This is a genomic window from Bacillus sp. FSL W7-1034 (assembly GCF_038593365.1).
GTDB classification, from domain to species: Bacteria; Bacillota; Bacilli; order Bacillales; family Bacillaceae; genus Bacillus; species Bacillus altitudinis.
This window is the reverse complement of record NZ_CP151989.1, coordinates 2,835,159-2,854,268: the sequence shown is the minus strand read 5'-3', so window position 1 is coordinate 2,854,268 and position 19,110 is coordinate 2,835,159. Positions and strand designations below refer to the sequence as shown.

General features: G+C 40.5%; 22 protein-coding genes. 18 read left to right on the top strand and 4 right to left on the bottom strand.

Annotated features, from left to right (window positions below; genetic code table 11):
- The first annotated feature begins 24 nt into the window (after window positions 1–24).
- From NST73_RS14805 to NST73_RS14795, 3 genes are all read left to right on the top strand, one after another.
- The gene (locus NST73_RS14805) at window positions 25–2,001 is read left to right on the top strand and encodes a methyl-accepting chemotaxis protein (protein ID WP_342499174.1); all 1,977 of its coding nucleotides are present in this window, start codon (window positions 25–27) and stop codon (window positions 1,999–2,001) included.
- A gap of 165 nt (window positions 2,002–2,166) precedes the next feature.
- Window positions 2,167–4,155 (top strand): methyl-accepting chemotaxis protein, encoded by a 1,989-nt coding sequence (locus tag NST73_RS14800; RefSeq protein ID WP_342499173.1) that lies wholly within the window; start codon window positions 2,167–2,169, stop codon window positions 4,153–4,155.
- A gap of 90 nt (window positions 4,156–4,245) precedes the next feature.
- On the top strand, window positions 4,246–4,770 hold the full coding sequence (locus NST73_RS14795) for a type 1 glutamine amidotransferase domain-containing protein (RefSeq protein WP_144665841.1): 525 nt from the start codon (window positions 4,246–4,248) through the stop codon (window positions 4,768–4,770).
- Window positions 4,771–4,825: 55 nt separating this feature from the next.
- On the opposite strand, the gene NST73_RS14790 is transcribed toward NST73_RS14795, so the two are convergent.
- Window positions 4,826–5,815 carry a Gfo/Idh/MocA family oxidoreductase gene (locus tag NST73_RS14790; protein ID WP_125589757.1) on the bottom strand — a complete coding sequence of 330 codons (990 nt, stop codon included), beginning with the start codon at window positions 5,813–5,815 and terminating at the stop codon, window positions 4,826–4,828.
- A 200-nt stretch (window positions 5,816–6,015) separates the two neighbouring features.
- On the opposite strand from NST73_RS14790, the gene NST73_RS14785 reads away from it, so the two are divergent.
- The 4 genes from NST73_RS14785 (at window position 6,016) to NST73_RS14770 (ending at window position 9,219) form a co-directional block, all read left to right on the top strand.
- The gene (locus NST73_RS14785; protein ID WP_342499172.1) at window positions 6,016–6,408 is read left to right on the top strand and encodes a hypothetical protein; all 393 of its coding nucleotides are present in this window, start codon (window positions 6,016–6,018) and stop codon (window positions 6,406–6,408) included.
- A gap of 65 nt (window positions 6,409–6,473) precedes the next feature.
- Window positions 6,474–7,616, top strand: a complete 1,143-nt coding sequence (locus tag NST73_RS14780; protein ID WP_024719700.1) for an AI-2E family transporter — start codon at window positions 6,474–6,476, stop codon at window positions 7,614–7,616.
- Window positions 7,617–7,740: 124 nt separating this feature from the next.
- The gene (locus NST73_RS14775; RefSeq protein ID WP_024719699.1) at window positions 7,741–8,574 is read left to right on the top strand and encodes an undecaprenyl-diphosphate phosphatase; all 834 of its coding nucleotides are present in this window, start codon (window positions 7,741–7,743) and stop codon (window positions 8,572–8,574) included.
- A gap of 171 nt (window positions 8,575–8,745) precedes the next feature.
- The gene (locus NST73_RS14770) at window positions 8,746–9,219 is read left to right on the top strand and encodes a hypothetical protein (protein ID WP_007500557.1); all 474 of its coding nucleotides are present in this window, start codon (window positions 8,746–8,748) and stop codon (window positions 9,217–9,219) included.
- A gap of 40 nt (window positions 9,220–9,259) precedes the next feature.
- Here NST73_RS14770 and bioB read toward each other — a convergent pair whose 3' ends face one another.
- From bioB to NST73_RS14755, 3 genes are all read right to left on the bottom strand, one after another.
- Window positions 9,260–10,255 (bottom strand): biotin synthase BioB, encoded by a 996-nt coding sequence (gene bioB, locus NST73_RS14765; protein WP_061420057.1) that lies wholly within the window; start codon window positions 10,253–10,255, stop codon window positions 9,260–9,262.
- Window positions 10,256–10,401: 146 nt separating this feature from the next.
- Window positions 10,402–10,752: a hypothetical protein gene (locus tag NST73_RS14760; protein ID WP_003213146.1), complete on the bottom strand. Its 351-nt coding sequence runs from the start codon at window positions 10,750–10,752 to the stop codon at window positions 10,402–10,404.
- A 242-nt stretch (window positions 10,753–10,994) separates the two neighbouring features.
- Window positions 10,995–11,372, bottom strand: coding sequence for a helix-turn-helix transcriptional regulator (locus tag NST73_RS14755; protein WP_007500560.1), 378 nt, complete (start codon window positions 11,370–11,372; stop codon window positions 10,995–10,997).
- A gap of 159 nt (window positions 11,373–11,531) precedes the next feature.
- On the opposite strand from NST73_RS14755, the gene NST73_RS14750 reads away from it, so the two are divergent.
- From NST73_RS14750 to NST73_RS14700, 11 genes are all read left to right on the top strand, one after another.
- The gene (locus NST73_RS14750) at window positions 11,532–11,771 is read left to right on the top strand and encodes a helix-turn-helix transcriptional regulator (RefSeq protein ID WP_017358976.1); all 240 of its coding nucleotides are present in this window, start codon (window positions 11,532–11,534) and stop codon (window positions 11,769–11,771) included.
- Window positions 11,772–11,789: 18 nt separating this feature from the next.
- On the top strand, window positions 11,790–11,942 hold the full coding sequence (locus tag NST73_RS14745) for a hypothetical protein (protein ID WP_201268110.1): 153 nt from the start codon (window positions 11,790–11,792) through the stop codon (window positions 11,940–11,942).
- Window positions 11,932–12,114, top strand: coding sequence for a hypothetical protein (locus NST73_RS14740; RefSeq protein ID WP_017358978.1), 183 nt, complete (start codon window positions 11,932–11,934; stop codon window positions 12,112–12,114). Before NST73_RS14745 ends, NST73_RS14740 begins: the two co-directional genes overlap by 11 nt.
- A 102-nt stretch (window positions 12,115–12,216) precedes the next feature.
- A complete protein-coding gene (locus NST73_RS14735) occupies window positions 12,217–12,621 on the top strand; it encodes a Holliday junction DNA helicase (RefSeq protein WP_041507685.1) in 405 nt (134 codons plus the stop codon).
- Complete coding sequence (locus NST73_RS14730; protein ID WP_008344129.1) at window positions 12,618–12,824, top strand: XtrA/YqaO family protein; 207 nt, start codon at window positions 12,618–12,620, stop codon at window positions 12,822–12,824. Before NST73_RS14735 ends, NST73_RS14730 begins: the two co-directional genes overlap by 4 nt.
- Before the next feature lie 124 nt (window positions 12,825–12,948).
- Window positions 12,949–13,467, top strand: coding sequence for a sigma-70 family RNA polymerase sigma factor (locus NST73_RS14725; protein ID WP_096881788.1), 519 nt, complete (start codon window positions 12,949–12,951; stop codon window positions 13,465–13,467).
- A 152-nt stretch (window positions 13,468–13,619) separates the two neighbouring features.
- Window positions 13,620–14,267, top strand: a complete 648-nt coding sequence (terS, locus tag NST73_RS14720; protein WP_008344125.1) for a phage terminase small subunit — start codon at window positions 13,620–13,622, stop codon at window positions 14,265–14,267.
- 8 nt (window positions 14,268–14,275) lie between these two features.
- Window positions 14,276–15,577 (top strand): PBSX family phage terminase large subunit, encoded by a 1,302-nt coding sequence (locus tag NST73_RS14715; protein WP_163116708.1) that lies wholly within the window; start codon window positions 14,276–14,278, stop codon window positions 15,575–15,577.
- Window positions 15,574–17,031 carry a phage portal protein gene (locus NST73_RS14710; RefSeq protein WP_041507681.1) on the top strand — a complete coding sequence of 486 codons (1,458 nt, stop codon included), beginning with the start codon at window positions 15,574–15,576 and terminating at the stop codon, window positions 17,029–17,031. Before NST73_RS14715 ends, NST73_RS14710 begins: the two co-directional genes overlap by 4 nt.
- Window positions 17,032–17,066: 35 nt before the next feature.
- Window positions 17,067–18,155 carry an XkdF-like putative serine protease domain-containing protein gene (locus NST73_RS14705; protein ID WP_342499171.1) on the top strand — a complete coding sequence of 363 codons (1,089 nt, stop codon included), beginning with the start codon at window positions 17,067–17,069 and terminating at the stop codon, window positions 18,153–18,155.
- Window positions 18,156–18,177: 22 nt separating this feature from the next.
- Window positions 18,178–19,101 (top strand): phage major capsid protein, encoded by a 924-nt coding sequence (locus NST73_RS14700; RefSeq protein ID WP_008344119.1) that lies wholly within the window; start codon window positions 18,178–18,180, stop codon window positions 19,099–19,101.
- Window positions 19,102–19,110 lie beyond the last annotated feature (9 nt).

The window sequence follows — 19,110 nt, the reverse complement described above, 5'->3', positions numbered from 1 at the left end:
TCATAAACCAAAAGGAGTAGAGTCATGAAAAAAATCAACTTTTTTAAGCACTTTACGATGTCAAAGAAATTAATTACTGCATTCTTAGCGATTCTCCTAGTGCCCATTCTTGTGTTGGCCGCATTTTCCTATGAAGTGGCGTCTAAGTCTCTCAATGATGAGATTATGTCTAGCGCTGCAAATGGTGTGAATCAATTAAATGAACTGATCAATAAAGATGTACAGCCTAAAATTGATATTGTTTCATATTTATCTAAATCGGTGAAAAAAAAGGAACTGGCCTCTAAAAATAAGGATTTACTTAAGGTGAAATTAGAGCAACTATCGGAAACAGACGACGATGTCGTAGAAGTATTTGTTGCAGATCAGAATGGTAAACTAACTGAATATTCCGAGATTCATAAAGGCAGTGTCAAAAGCGCAAAAAATGAACCATGGTTTCAACAATCAATGGGAGATGACAAACTCATCATTTCAGATCCTTTTACAGACAAGTCATCAGATGACCTGCTCATCACAATATCAGAACAGTTAGCAGATGGTTCTGGTGTTATCGGCATAAATGTACGATTGAACACAATTGTGAAAGATACAAACAGCATCAAAATTGGTCAAGAAGGTTATGCGTTTGTCGCTACCTCAGACCAACGTTACATTGCTCATAAAACGGAAAAGGCCGGGACGAAACTGACAGGCGATTTCATCGAAAAAATGTATAACAATAAAAAAGGCAGTTTCGAATATGAATTCAACGGACAGCCGAAGCAAATGTTTTATGACACAAATGAAGCGACAGGCTGGAAGCTCGCGGGAACAATGTATGTCAACGAAGTGAAGGAAGCTGCACAGCCAGTGCTTGACTTAACCATGATCATCCTAGCTGCTGCGATTGTCATCGGTGGAATCGCGATTTATTTTATTATTAAATCAATCCGAAAACCACTCATAGAGCTCTCTGAATCGGCTGAGAAAATCAGTCAGGGGGATCTTACCCAGCATATTGAGGTGCGCACACATGATGAAATCGGCAAACTTGCACAGAGCTTTAACGATATGTCGGCAAAGCTGAAACAAGTCATTCAAGCCGTCCAGAATTCAATTGAAAATGTTGCTGCCTCATCTGAAGAATTAACGGCTAGCGCAGGACAGACAGCCCAAGCAACTGAGCATATTACCTCATCTATTGAACAGTTCTCAAACAGCAATGAACATCAAAATGAGATGATTGAAAAAAGCTCTGTCCAGCTAAACGACATGGATCGCAGTTTATCACATATGGTCAACACGACTTCTCACATGATGGAATCATCTATCGAGTCTAGCAAAACCGCTCAGGCTGGTGGAGAGCTCGTTCAAAAAACAGCAGGTCAAATGCAAACGATTGAACAAGCAGTGAAAGAAGCAGAGCTTGTGATTGCAGGGCTAGAACAGAAATCTAAGGACATTACAAGCATTCTTGGAGTCATCAACGGCATTGCAGATCAGACGAACCTCCTCGCTTTAAATGCAGCGATAGAAGCCGCGCGTGCAGGTGAGGCAGGAAGAGGCTTCTCTGTGGTCGCAGAAGAAGTCCGCAAGCTGGCAGAGCAATCAGGCAGCTCTTCAAAAGAAATTGAAAGCCTAACGAACGAAATTGTAGATGAAATTGAAAAGTCGCAGAAGATGTTTAGACAAGTAGCAGGTGAAGTTCAATCTGGATTAAACATTACAGATGAAACGAAAGTGAGTTTTGAGAAAATCACCCATAAGACATCAGAAATGACAGAACAAATGAAACAAATGAACGGATCAGCCCAAGAACTTTCTCATGGCTCAAACGATATTTCACAAGCAGTCAATCAAATCAAAGAGCTTTCACGTGAAAGTTCCGCAGGTTTCCAAGATATTGCGGCTTCAGCAGAAGAACAGCTGGCATCAATGGAAGAGATCAGCTCATCTTCCGCCACTTTATCTCAAATGGCAGAAGAACTGAGAGAGCTCATCAAACAATTTAAAATATAAGAGTCATAGTAGAACCCCTGACGTTTTGACGTCAGGGGTTTTTCCGTTATTTGCACATAATTTGGGTATTTTGGACTTATCTAGACTTTAATAAGTTAAAAAAGTAAAGAACCTAGTAGTACTTCCGATATATATACTATCTTACTAAAAGGAGTTTTCTTTTTTATGAATTTCATACAGTATTTCAAAAAACCATCGATATCAAAAAAGCTCGTTTTCTCTTTCTTATTTATTCTTTTATGCCCAATTATCGTATTGGCATTCTCTTCATATCATACGGCGAGCACCTCTTTAAATGATCAAATCATGCAAAGTGCAAAGGAAAATGTAGAACAGCTGGACAAAAACATTACGAAGGTTGTAAAAGTAAAAACAGACGCAGCCGATTTCTTTAGCAAATGGATTACGGAGAAAAAGCTGGGGCAAAAAGGAACGACTGATATTCAAGGGCGCTTTGAGCAGTTCATGAGCATGAATGATGACACAGAAGGCATCTTTGTTGCTTCAAGTGATGGAAAAGTGTTCTCAAGATATCCTAATCAAAAAATGCCTGCTGATTATGTCGCAACTGAGCGGGATTGGTACAAAGATGGCTGGGCGAAAAACGGTGAGCTGTCTGTTTCCGCTCCATATCCAACCGCATCAACTGGTACGCTTGTTGTGACGATTTCTAAAAAACTAGAGGATGGTTCTGGTGTTATTGCCATGAACCTGGACATTGCAAATCTAGTAAAAGAGTCTAATAGTATCAATATTGGTAAAGAAGGTCATGCTTTTATCGGCAGCCCAGATCGAACATACGTGGCACATCCAACGAAAAAAGCAGGAACAAAATTAAAAGGTGATTGGGTAGACAAGCTTTATACACAAGACAAAGGTTCAATGAGTTATATGTTTGAAGGAAAAGAAAAGCAAATGGAGTTCACAACAAACAAAGCGACTGGTTGGAAAATTGCCGGTACAATGTTTGTCAATGAAGTAGAAGAAGCGGCGCAGCCAGTCTTCAACATGGCGGCTATTATATTAGCTGGTGCGCTAATCATTGGCGGTATTCTCATCTTCTTTATCATCCGTTCTATTACAAAACCACTTTCCATGCTTGTCTCCTCTTCTAAGAAGATCAGCGAAGGAGATTTAACAGAAAAAATTGATGTTAAATCAAAGGATGAAATTGGTCAGCTCGGTACAAGTTTTAATGAAATGAGTGAGTCACTCAGAGACGTCATCCAAGCTGTACAGACATCTGTTGAAAACGTGGCGTCATCGTCGGAAGAATTGACGGCAAGTGCAGGTCAAACGACAAAAGCAACCGAACATATTACATCATCCATTGAAACATTCTCGAACGGAAACGAAAATCAAAGTGAAATGGTGGAACAAAGCGCAGCCCACTTGAAACAAATGAACGAAGGGCTAAATGAAGTTGCACAAACATCTGATGTCATTACAGAATCATCGGTTCAATCAAAAACAGTCGCAGAAACAGGCGGACAGCTTGTTGAACAGACAGTTGGCCAAATGAAAACGATTGATCATTCAGTGAAAGAAGCTGAAAGTGTGATTAACGGATTAGAGCATAAATCAAAAGATATCACCAACATTTTAGGTGTCATTAACGGTATAGCAGATCAAACGAATTTACTGGCTCTGAATGCAGCCATTGAAGCAGCACGTGCGGGCGAGTCAGGCAGAGGCTTCTCGGTTGTAGCAGAAGAAGTCCGTAAGCTGGCGGTTCAATCATCAGATTCTGCAAAAGAGATTGAAAAACTCGTCAAAGAAATTGTCTCTGAAATAGAAACGTCTCAAAATATGTTCAAATCTGTGAATGAAGAAGTAAAAAATGGCCTATCAATTACAGACCAAACAAAAGAAAGCTTCTCACAAATCAATCAGCAAACGGCAGAAATTGCGACAAGAATCAATGAAATGAATACGACAGTTCGTGAGCTTTCAAAAGGATCTGAGCAAATTTCTAAAGCAGTGAATGAAATTGCAGATGTATCGAGAGAGAGTTCAGCAAGTATTCAAGATATCGCGGCATCAGCAGAAGAACAGCTGGCATCAATGGAAGAGATTAGTTCTTCTTCGACGACTCTTTCCCAAATGGCGGAAGAATTGCGTGACTTAATTAAAAAATTCAAGATCAGTGAATAATGGAAAGTGGTTCTCCTCAAGGGGAACCGCTTTTCTTTTTAAGAGATGATCTCGTACAATAGAGGAAATCCGAAGAAAAGGAGAGATGTTATGCGTTTATCAAATAAGAAGGTCATTGCGTTAGTCAGTGATGATTTTGAAGATTTAGAGCTATGGTATCCCGTTTTGCGATTAAGAGAAGAGGGGGCAACTGTCCATCTCGTAGGCGAAAAAGCAGATCATGAATATATCGGGAAGTACGGAGTGCCAGCTGTATCAGATGCAGACTTCTATTCCATTCAAGCAGATGATTATGATGCGGTTCTCGTTCCTGGGGGATGGGCACCGGATAAACTGCGCCGATATCCAGAAGTATTAGACATCGTTCGTACGTTTGATGCAAAGGGCAAACCGATCGGACAAATCTGTCATGCCGGATGGGTGCTCATTTCAGCTGGTATCCTGAAAGGTACAAAAGTGACGAGTACACCTGGTATTAAAGATGATATGACGAATGCTGGAGCGGAATGGTTTGATGAAGCCGTTGTGACAGATGGTCATATTGTATCAAGCAGACGCCCGCCGGACCTTCCGCCATATGTGAAAGCATTTGCCGATGTATTAGCGGCAAACTAGATTCACACGAACAAACAAAGGGCTGTAAAACGCCCTTTGTTCATTCAATGCCTCATTACATTTGTCTGTCGGCTGGATAGATAATGCCCATTTGTCTTCTCGCCTCGTCCATGACGGACATGGTTTGAACGGATAAGGCAAATGTATTGACTGGCGACTGTCCCTTTTTTTGCTTGATGCATTGAATGAAGTGATCGATTTCATAATACATAGCAGGTTGATCATCTTTGAGAGAAATATCGGTTTGCTGTCCATTCCGATCATGGATGGTGATACGAGAAGGACGGTGAAATTGATCAATCACCATTGTGGCATCCTCCCCTTGAATTTCAGCAGATACATGAGACGTTGAGATTTTTGAATGAAAAAGCAGTGCTTGATGCCCTTCATATTGTAAAAGTAATGAACCGCTCCCATCAACTCCAGAAGAAAGTGTATAGCCTCTCGCGGTGATTTGATGTGGCAGCCCGAATAAATAAATGATGGGAAAGACAAGATACACGCCGATGTCCATTAAGGAGCCATTGGATAATTCCGGCTTAAAAGCATTTGGAATCTCACCGTTTCGGTAGGCATCGTATCTTGAGGAATATTTACAGTAATGAGCGATCACTTGCCGAATGGGGCCTAGTTGATCAAGATGCTGTTTGATTTGAAGAAAATTCGGCAGAAATGTGGTCTTCATCGCTTCCATTAAGCACACCTGATATTTTTTCGCAGCAGCAATCATTTCTTCAGCCTCTTTCCGGTGAGAGGCCAATGGTTTTTCACATAATACATGTTTTTGATGCGCCATCATCAGCATCGCTTGCTCTTTGTGAAGGGCGTTTGGACTTGCGATATACACAGCATCAAACGCATCACTTGCCGCCATTTGCTGTAAATTAGTAAAGACGGTATCAATGCCATACTTGTCTGCAAATGCCTGTCCTTTTTCAGCAGACCGAGAATAGACGGCCGTACATGTAAAATCCGCCACTCCTTCACCAGCCTGTAAGAATCGATCTGTAATCCAATTCGTTCCGATGACAGCAAATCGAATCATCACATTCCCTCCTTCTGCTTTTCTCTGATTATACATGCTTTGAAAGCGTTTGTATGAAAGAATCTTCTTTTTTATTGAAAAGCGGATGAAACCTTTACCTTAGCTGATGCGTCTTACATAAAGAGTATAAATGTACGAAAAGTGGATAGTTTCCTCCTTCATTCGGGTAATACTTGAGAAGGAGGGAGGAGGAAACGAACATGAAGCGCATCCTACATATAGGAAGTACATACGCATTCGCGCTTTTATTTATAGCAGCCGGTGTTTATCATGTGATAGAGCCAAGCGGCTTTGCCCGCATGATGTCTGGATGGCCATTTCCCTATGGCATCATTTATGCCACCGCATGCTTGGAATGGCTGTTGGCCGTTTTACTGCTTCTTCCAAACGTAAGGATTGTGGCAGCAAAAATGATCGCTGTCTATCTGGTGCTCATTTTCCCTGCGAACCTATTTGCTGCGAGAGAAGGGATTCCATTTCCAGGGCAAGAGAGCACAGAACAAGCCTTGTTATGGATGAGATTAATCGGACAACCGATTTTGATTGGATGGACCATGTCCATTGCGAAACTGGAAGAAAAGCTGAAACAATGATCACAAAATGATGATCAAGTAGTGTACAATTTACTAATAAAATAGCCCGTGTTTGGAGGAAAGATATGAATTCTATGCAAATGTGGAGCAGTCGATTTAGAAAATTTTTTCTTGATAACAAGTTTGTTCTCTTTTTACTCATCCTGCTATTAATAGGGTTGAATATCCTTGTTTTCATGAAAGCATCTTTTATTTTCACGCCGCTCATTGTACTCATCAAAACCATTGCCTTACCGATTATTTTAACGGGGGTTGTGTATTATTTATTAAATCCAATTGTGAATTTATTAGAGAGATTTAAGGTCAAACGGATCTTTTCGATTTTGCTTTTATATATTGTCATTATTGGGATTATTACAGTGACCATTGTATCTATTATTCCTTTTTTACAAGCACAAACGATGAGTCTGTTTCATAATCTGCCAAAATACGTTGATACAGTAGAAGAACAGATTCGACAACTAACAGGAAGCAACTTCATTAATCAGGCGCAGAAAACGATGAATTTTAACGTCTCTGAATTGGTGAGTAAAGCGTCAAGTCAAGCGACGAAGATTTTGGAAAGTACTTTTACCGGAGTCGGCACTTTCTTAGGGGCGCTTACTGAAATTATCATCTCGATCGTGACGGTTCCGTTCATTCTGTTTTATCTATTAAAAGACGGCAAAAAACTGCCTGACTATTTCTTGAAATTTATTCCGAATAAGTTTAGAGAGCATACACATATCGTGCTTCACGAAATGAACCATCGCTTAAGCTCTTATATTCTTGGACAGATCATTGTCAGCTTCTGTATCGGTGTTCTTCTTTTAATCGGTTATCTGATTATTGGACTTGACTATGCGCTGCTTCTGGCGATTATTGCGGCATGTACAAGTGTAGTGCCTTACCTTGGGCCGACAATTGCCATTACACCAGCGATTGTGATTGCACTTGTCACATCACCTATTATGCTACTGAAACTGATCATTGTCTGGACAGTGGTTCAGCTCATTGAAGGGAAATTCATTTCTCCTCAGGTCATGGGGAAAAACCTTCATATCCATCCGATCACGATTATCTTTGTTCTATTAACAGCAGGTAAATTGTTCAGCGTAGTCGGCATCATTGTCGCGATTCCGACGTATGCCGTTCTGAAAGTGATCACGACCCACCTGTTTGATTGGTTCAAAATGCGATCCAATTTGTATAAAGAAGAAAAGGTTTGATGTCATAATCTTTTTTAGAAAAAAATATAGTATCATAAAGACGAGCTTTCGAAAAAGAAAGCTTGTCTTTATGTGGACATAGATGTTTGCCTTCAAAAGATCAGAATTGAAAGGAAAGAAAATCATGAATCTATGGGATTTATTCGTGGCACTGGTTTTAGGAATTGTCGAAGGATTAACAGAGTATGCACCTGTCTCGTCTACAGGGCATATGATCATTGTTGATGATCTTTGGCTAAAATCAAAAGACATCATTACGCCAGAGGCTGCAAACACATTTAAAGTCGTGATTCAGTTAGGTTCTATTTTAGCTGTCATGATCGTGTTTAAAGATCGTATTTTGAACTTGTTAGGCTTAAAGAAAAATATCACAGAAGAACAAAAACGCAGCGGACATAAGCTGACCATTGCTCAAATTGCTGTTGGACTCGTCCCAGCCGTCATTTTAGGATTCTTATTTGAAGATTATATTGATAAATATTTGTTTGATGTGAGAACGGTCGCTGTCGGTTTGATTTTAGGGGCTGTGCTGATGCTTGTCGCTGATTGGATCAATAAACGTAAAACAGAAACAAGCTCTGTGGATAATATGACGTACAGACAAGCGCTGTATATCGGGTTATTTCAATGTTTAGCACTATGGCCAGGCTTCTCGCGTTCGGGTTCTACAATAGCAGGTGGTGTTATTCTTGGTCTGAATCACCGCGCGGCGGCTGACTTTACGTTTATTATGGCCATGCCGATTATGGCGGGAGCAAGCCTCTTAACACTTGTTAAAAATGCCGAATATTTAACAACAGACATGCTTCCATTCTTTATTGTGGGCTTTGTGAGTGCGTTTATTGTGGCTCTCTTTGTTGTTCGATTCTTCCTAAAACTGATTAATAAAATCAAACTTGTGCCTTTTGCGATCTACCGAATCATCCTCGGTCTGATTTTATTCATCCTGTTTATGTAATGATGGAAAACTACTCTTTTAAAAGAGTAGTTTTTTTGTTGTTTTGCCCTTTTAAACAGTAAAAACGGCCTCTTAATTGGTAGAAAAAGAAGTTTTTTCTTAAATTAGTGTTTAAGAGACAAAGAAAAGGGTAGTACATAGACATACCAATTAAAGGAGGAGTTAGAAATAATGAGGAAAACAAGTAAATTTTTTGTTAGCTCTATGATTGCTACGTCAATGGTTGCTGTCCCTTTATCTCTTACGACTTTTGGTCAAAAGGCTGAAGCTGCTACGACAACAGGTGTCGATGGAAGTGTCTCGATTGATCCAGTAGCCATTGCCGATAAAATTGAACAAGCAGTAAAATCATCTCAAAATCGTGATGGATTTGTAAAAAATGCGGCATACAGTGCATTCTATGAAGCTGGTCAAAATTACAACGTAGTTGTTCAAAACTTAAGCCAAGATCATGACTTTAGCGGACTGAACAATGTTGTTTATTATGATAGTGTTGAATATGACGGCATTACGTTTGGTATTTGGGTATTTGAAGATGGTACGTTTGTCAACAATGGTGACGGCGGCTATATTAACTGGACTTTTGTTGGCAGCTTTGACCGCGAAGAAGGAAGCGGTACTGTCGATTTCCATAAAAGATTCTAATCTCAACGTCAAAAGTCTGCCGATCCATCGGCAGACTTTTTTAAAGCGCACATTCTTCTATTTCAAAACCTAAATCTTCAATGATGTGATGATCGGTTTGAACTTGCTGTCCTTTTGTCGTTAAATAATCGCCTACGAAAATAGAGTTTGCTGCATATAATGCGAGAGGCTGAAGCGTTCGCAAATTAAACTCTCTTCCGCCAGATACTCGAATTTCCTTAGCCGGGTTGATAAATCGCATCAGTGCCAAAACCTTCAACGCTTTAATCGGATGTGTGCGTTCTTGATGTTCAAGAGGCGTTCCTTCAATTGCATGGAGAAAGTTGACGGGAATCGAATCCGCATCAAGGGCTCTCAGCGCAAAAGCCATTTCAACAATTTGTTGATTGGTTTCGCCCATTCCAATAATAACCCCTGAACATGGTGACATCCCTGACTGTTTGACCTTATCAATGGTCGATACGCGGTCATCATACGTATGGGTCGTTGTAATTTGAGCATGATGATCTTGGTGTGTATTGAGATTATGATTATACCGATGAACACCCGCTTCCTTCAGCCGTTTCGCTTTTTCTTCATTTAATAACCCAAGGCATGCACACACCTTCAAAGGCATTGTCTCAGTAATTTCCTTTACTGCTGCGGTGACTTCATCTAATTCACGGTGCGAAGGTGCTCTCCCGCTTGCTACAATACAATAAGTCCCCGCTTTTCTTTTTAACGCCTCACGCGCACCGGCCACAATGGTTTTTTGGTCAAGCATTGTATACCTCTCAACAGGAGCTGTTGAAATCACCGATTGTGAACAATACCCGCAGTTTTCAGGACAATATCCGCTTTTGGCGTTAAAGATCATATTTAACTTCACCTTTTTTTGAAAAAAATGAAATCTCACCTGATAAGCTGCATGCATAATAGGCAGCAACTCTGCGTCGTCTGCTCCAAGAATTTTTAGACCTTCTTCCATAGTAATCGGTTCATGATTGATGGCTTTCTTCACGATCGTTTCCCAAGACAAAGACGTTATTTTTCCCATCATAAGCCCCTCTCAATATGTAAACTTATTTTTATTAAAAGTTAACATAATAGATAGAGATTGGCAAGCACTGGTAAGCAGCCTAAGTAAAAACACAAAAAGGCGATGAACATATAGTCATCGCCTTTTCATATGAAAAAAATCGCTTAACGAACAGTAATATAGTTAATAACAAGCTCACCTAGTGAATTATAGTAAGACACTGTAACAGAACCGCGTTGTACAGCACGGATCCATGTGAAGTTTGGAGCAGTTTGGTCTAATTGAATGGCATACGTTGCGCCTGAGACAGAAATTTGACTTGCTGGAAGTGAAACAGCGATTGAAGAACCTACAGTAAGTGTGCGGTTCACCGTAATCACTTTATTCATAATAGGAGCTTTTGCTATAACTGGTTCTTTAGGCTGTGCAGCTGCATGAGCACCTTCAGTTTGGAAGAACGTAAGAGCACCTAAAGCAGCTAAAGACAATGTACAAGCTTTCATTAATTTTTTCATCGGTAACACTCCTTTTTTTGGTATATACATATATTAATAATAATAGAATTATATGTCAATAAAAATAAGTGGAAAAATGAGTATTTTTGGTGAAAATTGTCACATATTATGTAGGGGAAGACGATTTTATCCCAAAAAACATGATTTTTTATTCATATGTCATTCTTTTTTAGGGGGAAAAAGAGACATAAAAAAAGCTGGGTATCTACCCAGCTATGTGATGCTTTATGAAAAGAGATCTTTTATTTGTCGTCTGTCTGTTTTGGCTGACGGCCTTTTTGTTTCTCTTTCTCTCTAATGTAGTTAATAAAGTCGATGGTTTGTCTTCGTGCTTCTTCAGAAAAATCGGAGGCAGCTTTAAACGCAATTTGCAAATCAGGATCATCTGCAAGATCGTCATCAGAGGCGTTTTTGTCTTTACCTGTGAGAAGATAATCTGTTGAGACCCCGTATAACTCGGCGATTTTCACAATCATTTCACCATCTGGCTTTCTCAATCCATACTCCCAGTTAGCATAGGTCGACATCGCCTTTAAACCGAGTTTTTTGGCAACGGTAGACTTACTCCATCCATGTTTCTCTCTTAATTCAGTTAGAATCTTTCCAGTCAAATTATCCATCGGAAACACCTTTTTTCATATTATGTGTAAATTTTATCATGAATTACACGGAAAAGATAAATAAATACACAAAAAGAATAAAAATATGATTGACTTACCCGTTTTGTGTATATTATCATAATGAATATAACTTACACATAATGAGTAAGAGGTGGAAACATGAAACTTGAAAATTTACGAGAAGAACGAATATTACAAGGAAAAACACAAACGTATATGGCGAAAAAACTTGGATATAAGTACACGAGTGGCTATGCAAATATAGAAATGGGCCGAACAAAGCCCAGCTTAGAAATAGCCAAGCATATTGCAGATTTGCTAAATATCGGTGTTCAAGAGCTTTTTTTTGGTCAAAAGTTACACAAAAAGAGTAATAGTCTTGAGGAAGACCGTTCTTAAAAAGGGGAGACAAACAGAATGAATATCGAACATCCGATGGTGATACAAATGAATGATTTCGGCTATCCAAAACGTTACTGGCCATATGAAATGTCCCGAAATGGTTATCGATTAGAGGACGAGGACCGTGAGAAAGGATTTGATGATGATGAGACATCAGATGACATTTGATGCCCGAAAAGAAGCACAGCATTGCCTAGTACAAGCTGGCGGCTGGATCACTTTTCATCAAAAAGAGCCGATTTTTGCTTTCCCCACGGCAGAAGAAAAACGCACATACATGACCCTCATGGCAGAAAAAGCCGTTGATGACAAGAAGAAGGAAAGGATGAATGCGACATGAATCGATTGAAGCAAATCATGACATTCCTGAAATGTTTGCTCAATGCGGGTCAAAACGAACAAGACATTCGGCAGTGGGCGAAGGATGACGGGAGATCGTAGCATGGTCCTTCATTTTATCATTGAAAAAGAACATTTATGCACAAAAGAGACATTGATAAACAGAATTCAAACAGCCGCTAAAGCGCAATGCACAAGCAAAATAAAAGGCGCATTATCACTCGACATTCGCTCATTTTACAATATGCCCATTGATCTAGCGAACAGCCAAGACACGCGTACATCTGCAGAAAAAGGCCTGATACGCCCGGTACACATCAGCATTCTTCAACCAAATTTGCAGTATATACAAGAAGCACTTCATGCCGTTACCGATGACGCCTCTTTACAGATTGTAGAATTAAGAGTTTCACAGTTTTATAGCATGCGACCTCGAATGGAAATCATTTTAAATACGATGGGTGATGATATGAGATCCTCACCACCAAATAAGGAGACAAGCATATGAACGAGCCAAAACAACTCATGATTCAAGAAAACCAGACATTTGTCGGTGAAATGGAAAAAGGAAAGATTCAAGTCATTGTGTTAGATGGAAACGTAGGAACGGCTTATATGATGGATGTACCTGAGCATGGAAAAACGATTATTCAAACAGCAAAAGGACATTTTGCAAGAGTCGATCATGAGATTGGTTTTAAAATCAGCTAGCCTGATGAACAAGAACAACTGAATAAGTCCAAGACGGAAAGCCTGCGGACACTGATCAAGACCCTATAAAAAGGGGCTGATTGGTGTCCGTTTTTTATTTTCTTAAAAAAGGGAGAGAGCATAGATGCAAGATTTACTGATTGAATATAAAAGAAGTTTAAAAGATGCCAGAAAACGATATGAACAATTGAAAGACAAAGAAGAGAAACAGATGTCAGATCAGGACAAACATGATCAAAAAATGATCGCCAGTATGGTCAGTGATTTAGAATACGTGGTGGAATGGCTTCAAATCGGGAGAGAGCCAGGCGCACGCAGAGGATTAGATAGACGGTCTGTGTATCAGCGCACCATTCTTGCTAATCAAGAGGTATTAGAGGCTTTATCACATGAATACACCCTCATTCAAGAGAAAGAAAGAGAGGTAAGTGAGCGGGATAAAAAGCGAATCGATGAAGCTTTGTCTGTTTTAACAGATCGAGAGAAAGACGTGTTTTTTATGCACACAACGCAGGGTCTGTCATTTAGCGAGATTGCGATCATGCTAGATGTAAAAAAAGGAACAGTCCAAAAACATATGGAAAGAGCTCGGACCAAAATGTCCAAAAAAGTACAAGAACGCCTATTCAGAGCTGCTGAATAGGCGTTTTTTCTTTCATCACATCAATCTTCAAAAGCTTGTCTTACAGTTGCCACCTATAGTTAGAAAGACCAAACGAATGTTTGCTAGCCCGGCACAAATGATTTCTCTTCAGGGAATCATTCGAACTAAAAGGAGGCGGCAGGTGAATGTAAATGAAAGATAAACGGATAGAGGCTAAGCAGGATTATATGAAAGGGATGACGTACCAGCAACTAGCCGATCATTACAACGTCTCCATCCATACCGTTAAATCATGGAAAAGACGATACGGCTGGCAAAGACAAAAAACACCGTCAAAGCAGGCGCACTCGATCTTTCATCAATTTCTTTCAGATGAAACGATTGAAATCATGGAAAAAATGGATGGGCGCACATCTCTTGATATCATCTGGGATCAAATTCAAATTCAATACGCAGCCATTATTCGAGCGCAGCGCATCATGCATGTAGCAGATCAAGATGACATGATCAAAGAACTGAAAAAGGCGACGTACTTGCCTTCTTCATTAGAGGAAGAAACAGGCGAAGGCATTCATCCAGAGCCAGAGATCACGGCAGAGGAATTTTCGTTTCAATTTTCATGGGATCGGCATGCTACTTTTTTAAATGCCCAATCTCGTGCAATGGGAGAACTAAGACGGCTGATTAAACAGTTTGAAGAGCTCGCTCACGCAAAAGATGAACGAAGATTAAGGCTGAAGCAAATTGAGCTGACAATCGAAAAAACAAAAAAAGCAGTTCGTGAGGAAAAAGAAGAAGATCTTCATATCATGATCAAAAGAAAAGAGGACGATTCATGACACCGTTGATTGAAAAAGAAGTCAATCCTCACTTTGAACACTTTTTGTTCGATTGGAATCAAAAGTTTCAGTTTTTAGTAGGCGGTTATGGCTCCTCCAAAAGCTATCACATTGCTTTAAAGCTGGTTTTAAAACTGCTTGAGGAAAAACGAACAGCACTTGTCATTCGAGAAGTGTATGATACGCACCGGGAGTCGACCTACTCTCTTTTACAAGAAATCGTCAGCGATCTTGGCATTGATCATCTAGTAAAGTGCCGCAGTTCACCGCTTGCTCTCACTTTTCGCAATGGGAGCAGCATTTTATTTAAAGGACTGGACAAGCCTGAGAAATTGAAGTCGATCAACAACATCTCAATGATTTGGATTGAGGAGTGTTCCGAGGTTTCATATGAAGGGTTTAAAGAACTGCTTGGAAGGCTGAGACATCCGGTTTTACCTCTTTATATGATGTTATCGACGAATCCCGTTGGTCAGGATAATTGGACGTACAGACATTTCTTTAGAGATGAACAGTTGAAACGATTTGTCCTTGATGACGAAACCTTATACAAACAGCGAACCATCGTGATAAAAGATACGTACTATCACCACTCAACAGCAGAAGACAATCTATTTCTTCCTAAAAGCTATGTCAAGCAGCTGGATGAGCTGAAAGAATACGATCCAGATCTTTATCGAATTGCAAGAAAGGGATACTTCGGTATCAATGGAACAAAAGTGTTTCCGCAATTTGAGGTCAGACAGCATACTGACGTATTAGAAGCGATCGGGCAGATTGAAAGACCGCTGAAACGAGCGGGGATGGATTTTGGATTTGTCGAATCCTACAATGCGCTCATTCGGTTAGCTGTCGATCATGAAAAAAAGTACTTATATATTTATTGGGAATATTACGACCGCGGGAAAACGGATGATGAAACAGCTGTTGATCTGAAAGAATTTGTTGAATCAAAGGAACTCATTAAGGCAGATGCAGCAGAGCCTAAAACGATTCACTATTTTCGGCAGCGCGGATTTCAAATGGTCGCTGCGCATAAGTTCCAAGGGTCACGTTTGCAATATACAAAGAAAATTAAACGATTTAAGAAAATCATTTGTTCTGATGCTTGCCCTTATACCATCTATGAACTTCAATCACTAACCTATAAGGCAGATAAGAACGGCCGCTTAGAGGAAGATGAATTTCAAATCGACCCACACACATTATCCGCCATTTGGTATGCGCTAGATGATTATGAGGTGACCGATTTGAAACAGACTGCTTCAGAGCGTGTCCGTCCAAACCGAGAGAGGAGGTCCATACAATGAAACAATTAAAAGCAACGATTATGAAGGCCAACATGTCTGATCATACAAAACAAATGTATGAGGATGAATTTTCATACGAAAAAGATGACATTGTCCCGCCGCCCTACCATATCAATGAATTAAAAAGCATGGCAGAATACTCAACGATTCTTCAGCAATGTATAGATGCGTATCGAACAAACATTTTAGGCTTTGGCTTTGGGGTGGAATACGCCTTTGATTTTAATGCGGAAGATGTGAAACCGGTCAAAAAGAAGACAGCCGAGAAGGAATGGACAAGACTCGAAGAGTTTACGAAATACATGAACTATGATGAGTCTGCTGACGTGATTCTTGGTTATGTCCTAGAAGACCGGGAGAAAACAGGAAATGGCTTTTTAGAGGTGCTGCGGGATGGACAAGGAAAGCCGGCAGGAATCGAGTATTTGGATGCACTCCATATCCGCATTTGCAAGCTGAGTGAGCCAGTCGACGTCGAATTCCGCTACACAGAAAACGGCGAATTAAAGACGATGAATCGTAAGAAACGATTCCGAAAATATGTGCAGGTCATCAATGAGAAGAAAGTCTTTTTCAAGGAGTATGGTGATCCGCGCATATTAAATTGTGAAACAGGCAAGTACGATGATGCTACACCAGAACCACTTCAAGCAACAGAAGTCATTCATTTTAAAATTGGCAGTGGGACGTATGGGATTCCCCGCTGGATTGGCAACATCGTCAATATGTATGGCGCACGAAAAGCAGAAGAGCTGAATTATCTTTATTTTAAGCAAGGAAGGCATGTACCTGGTGCCATCATTGTTGAAAACGGCATGCTGTCAGAGACTTCTTATCAGCAGCTACAAGATTATATGGATGATATTGAAGGGTCTGATCATGCGCATAAGTTTTTATTGCTTGAAGTAGAAGGGCTTCCGACAGAAAAAGGATTAACAGGTGAAGAAGATGTATCAAATGTCAAAGTGAACTTTAAATCCTTGGCGGAAATCCTGCAAGAGGATGCGCTCTTTTTAGAATACGATGAAAAGACGAGAAACAAAATCCGCTCCGCTTTTCGTCTGCCGCCTATTTACACAGGAGAGTCACAAGATTATAACAAGGCTACAGCAGATACCGCGCGAAAAACAACGGAGGAGCAAGTGTTTCAGCCAGAGCGGCATCTTATTACAGGGAAACTCAATACTCTTTTTCTCCCGGATTTAGATATATGGCATGTCCGCTTTCTATTAAATGGTCCTGACTTTAGAGATCCATTAGAGATAGCGAAGGTTCTAACACCATTTATTCAGGCTGGGGCAGTATCGCCAAATGATTTACGAGATCTTGCGGGGCGTATTCTTGGTAAGACGTTAGAGGAATGGCCGGAAGAATTCTACCACCGACCTTTAGAAAGCCGCATAAAAACAGCTGATGGGCTGTCTCCATCCGAGTCAAACCAGCTGGAGAAATAAAAGGACGTGAGCTTTTTTTGAAAGGGGGTGAACATATGCCAAGGGAATTAAAAAACGCAAAAATTACACATGTTTCCTATGTGGACAAGGCCGCCAATCAAAAGAAATTTTTCTTGATGAAAGCAAAGAAAAAGCAGCCTGACTTTCAAAAAGAAGTCAGTGTCCTGACGAAGGCAGAGGATGCGCATCGCCTCGTATATGGTGTCGTGTATGAACCGAATACACCTGATGCACATCAAGACTTTATGTCGGCCAAAGAAATTGAAAGGGCAGCACACGGTTTTATGAAAGATGCCCGTCATATTGATAAACAGCATGATTTTCAAGACGGTGTTGGCGAAGTCGTCGAATCATACATTGCCCCAGCGGATTTTGAAGTAGGCGGGGAGCTGATTCAAAAAGGATCTTGGGTACTTGTGACAAAGGCATCACAAGATATTTGGGACCAAATTCAGCAAGGCCATATTACAGGCTACTCAATGGCTGGAACAGCAGACATCATCGCAATAGAGGAACACGATCAGCTCCTATCTCAAGAAACGAACGAGAGAGGGCTTTTTTCTTTGCTGAAAAATTTCTTTTTGAAAGAGGAAGGTGCAAATATGCCACAACAATTTTGGAGCGTTTTAGATCATCTGCTGGAAACGTTGCAGTCAAGTGATGGTGATGAGTCTAGCGTAAGAGCGGCACTTGAACAATTGATTCCAATTGTTCAGGATGTGTTGAAAACAAATGATGTCCTCCAAACGATTGGCGAAAGACCAGCATCCGTTCAAAAGCAAGATGCCGGATTAACGACTGATCAAGTACGCGAACTAGAAAAAGCAAAAATGGCCATCGACAACGTTTTACAAGCGGATAAACAAGGGACAGATCAAACAGGTGAAGAAGAACCTGTGCAAAAAGTGCTGGAGCAAGTGGTTGCGCCAATTCGTCATCAGCTCTCTTCCTTAGAGAAATCAGCAGGCAGAGAAAAAGCAGCGATTCAGGAAGTGCTTCAGCAACAGCTACTGCCTATTTCAGAGCGGATACACCTGCTTGAAAAAGCGCGGGGCATTTCTAAACAAACAAATCACGATACACAAAATGATATGACAAAGCCCATATGGGATGGCTTACTATAAGCCTAAATAAGGAGGAAAAAGTGTGAGAAATCAAGAGTTGATTCGCAAGGCTGAAATGACACTTGCCAGCTTAAAAACAGGCGGTCTCATGAACGCAGCCCAATCCAACACATTCATTAGAATGATGCAAAATACACCAACCGTTTTAAATGATGCACGTATCATTCCAATGGAAAGTGATTCACAAAAAATCGAAAAAATCGGCTTCGGTCAGCGCATTTTACGCCCAGCAGAAGAAGGCAAAGCGCTTGATGCAAAAGACCGTGTTGTCCCAGCGACAAGCACTGTCCAGCTCAATGCAAAAGAAGTCATTGCTGAGATCCATATGACGTACGACAGCATTGAAAACAACATTGAAAAAGACGGGATTCAGCAGACCATTATGCAAATGCTGGCGGAACGAGCGGCAGTCGATATTGAAGAACTGATCGTCAACGGTGATACAACATCACAAGATCCATTTTTAGCTCAAATGGATGGCGTACGAAAACAGGCAGTTTCTCATATTGTCGATGCGAATGGAGCGGAAATTAGCCGTCAAATGTTCAAACAAGCCTATAAAGCGATGCCGTCAAAATATTTACGTGTACCTCAGGATTTCCGTTTTTATACATCCCCAAGTTTAGAGGTCGAGTGGAAAGACCAAGTAGCAAACCGTCAGACAGGTCTCGGAGATGCGGCGATTCAAGGCGGACTTTCTTCTGCATTCGGTGTTCCGGTCAAAGGTCTTGCCAATATGCAGCCATATGATGAAGAAGGAACAGACGTATCAGATATTTTACTGACACATCCGAAAAACATTATCGTAGGGTTTTCTCGCAATATTCGTATTGAAGTAGAAAAAGATATTCGCAGCCGTAAGTTTATCATTGTTCTGACAGCGAAGCTCGACAGCAAATTTGAGGAAGAGGATGCTGTAGCCAAAGTAATGAAAGTGAAAGAGTAGGTGACAGCA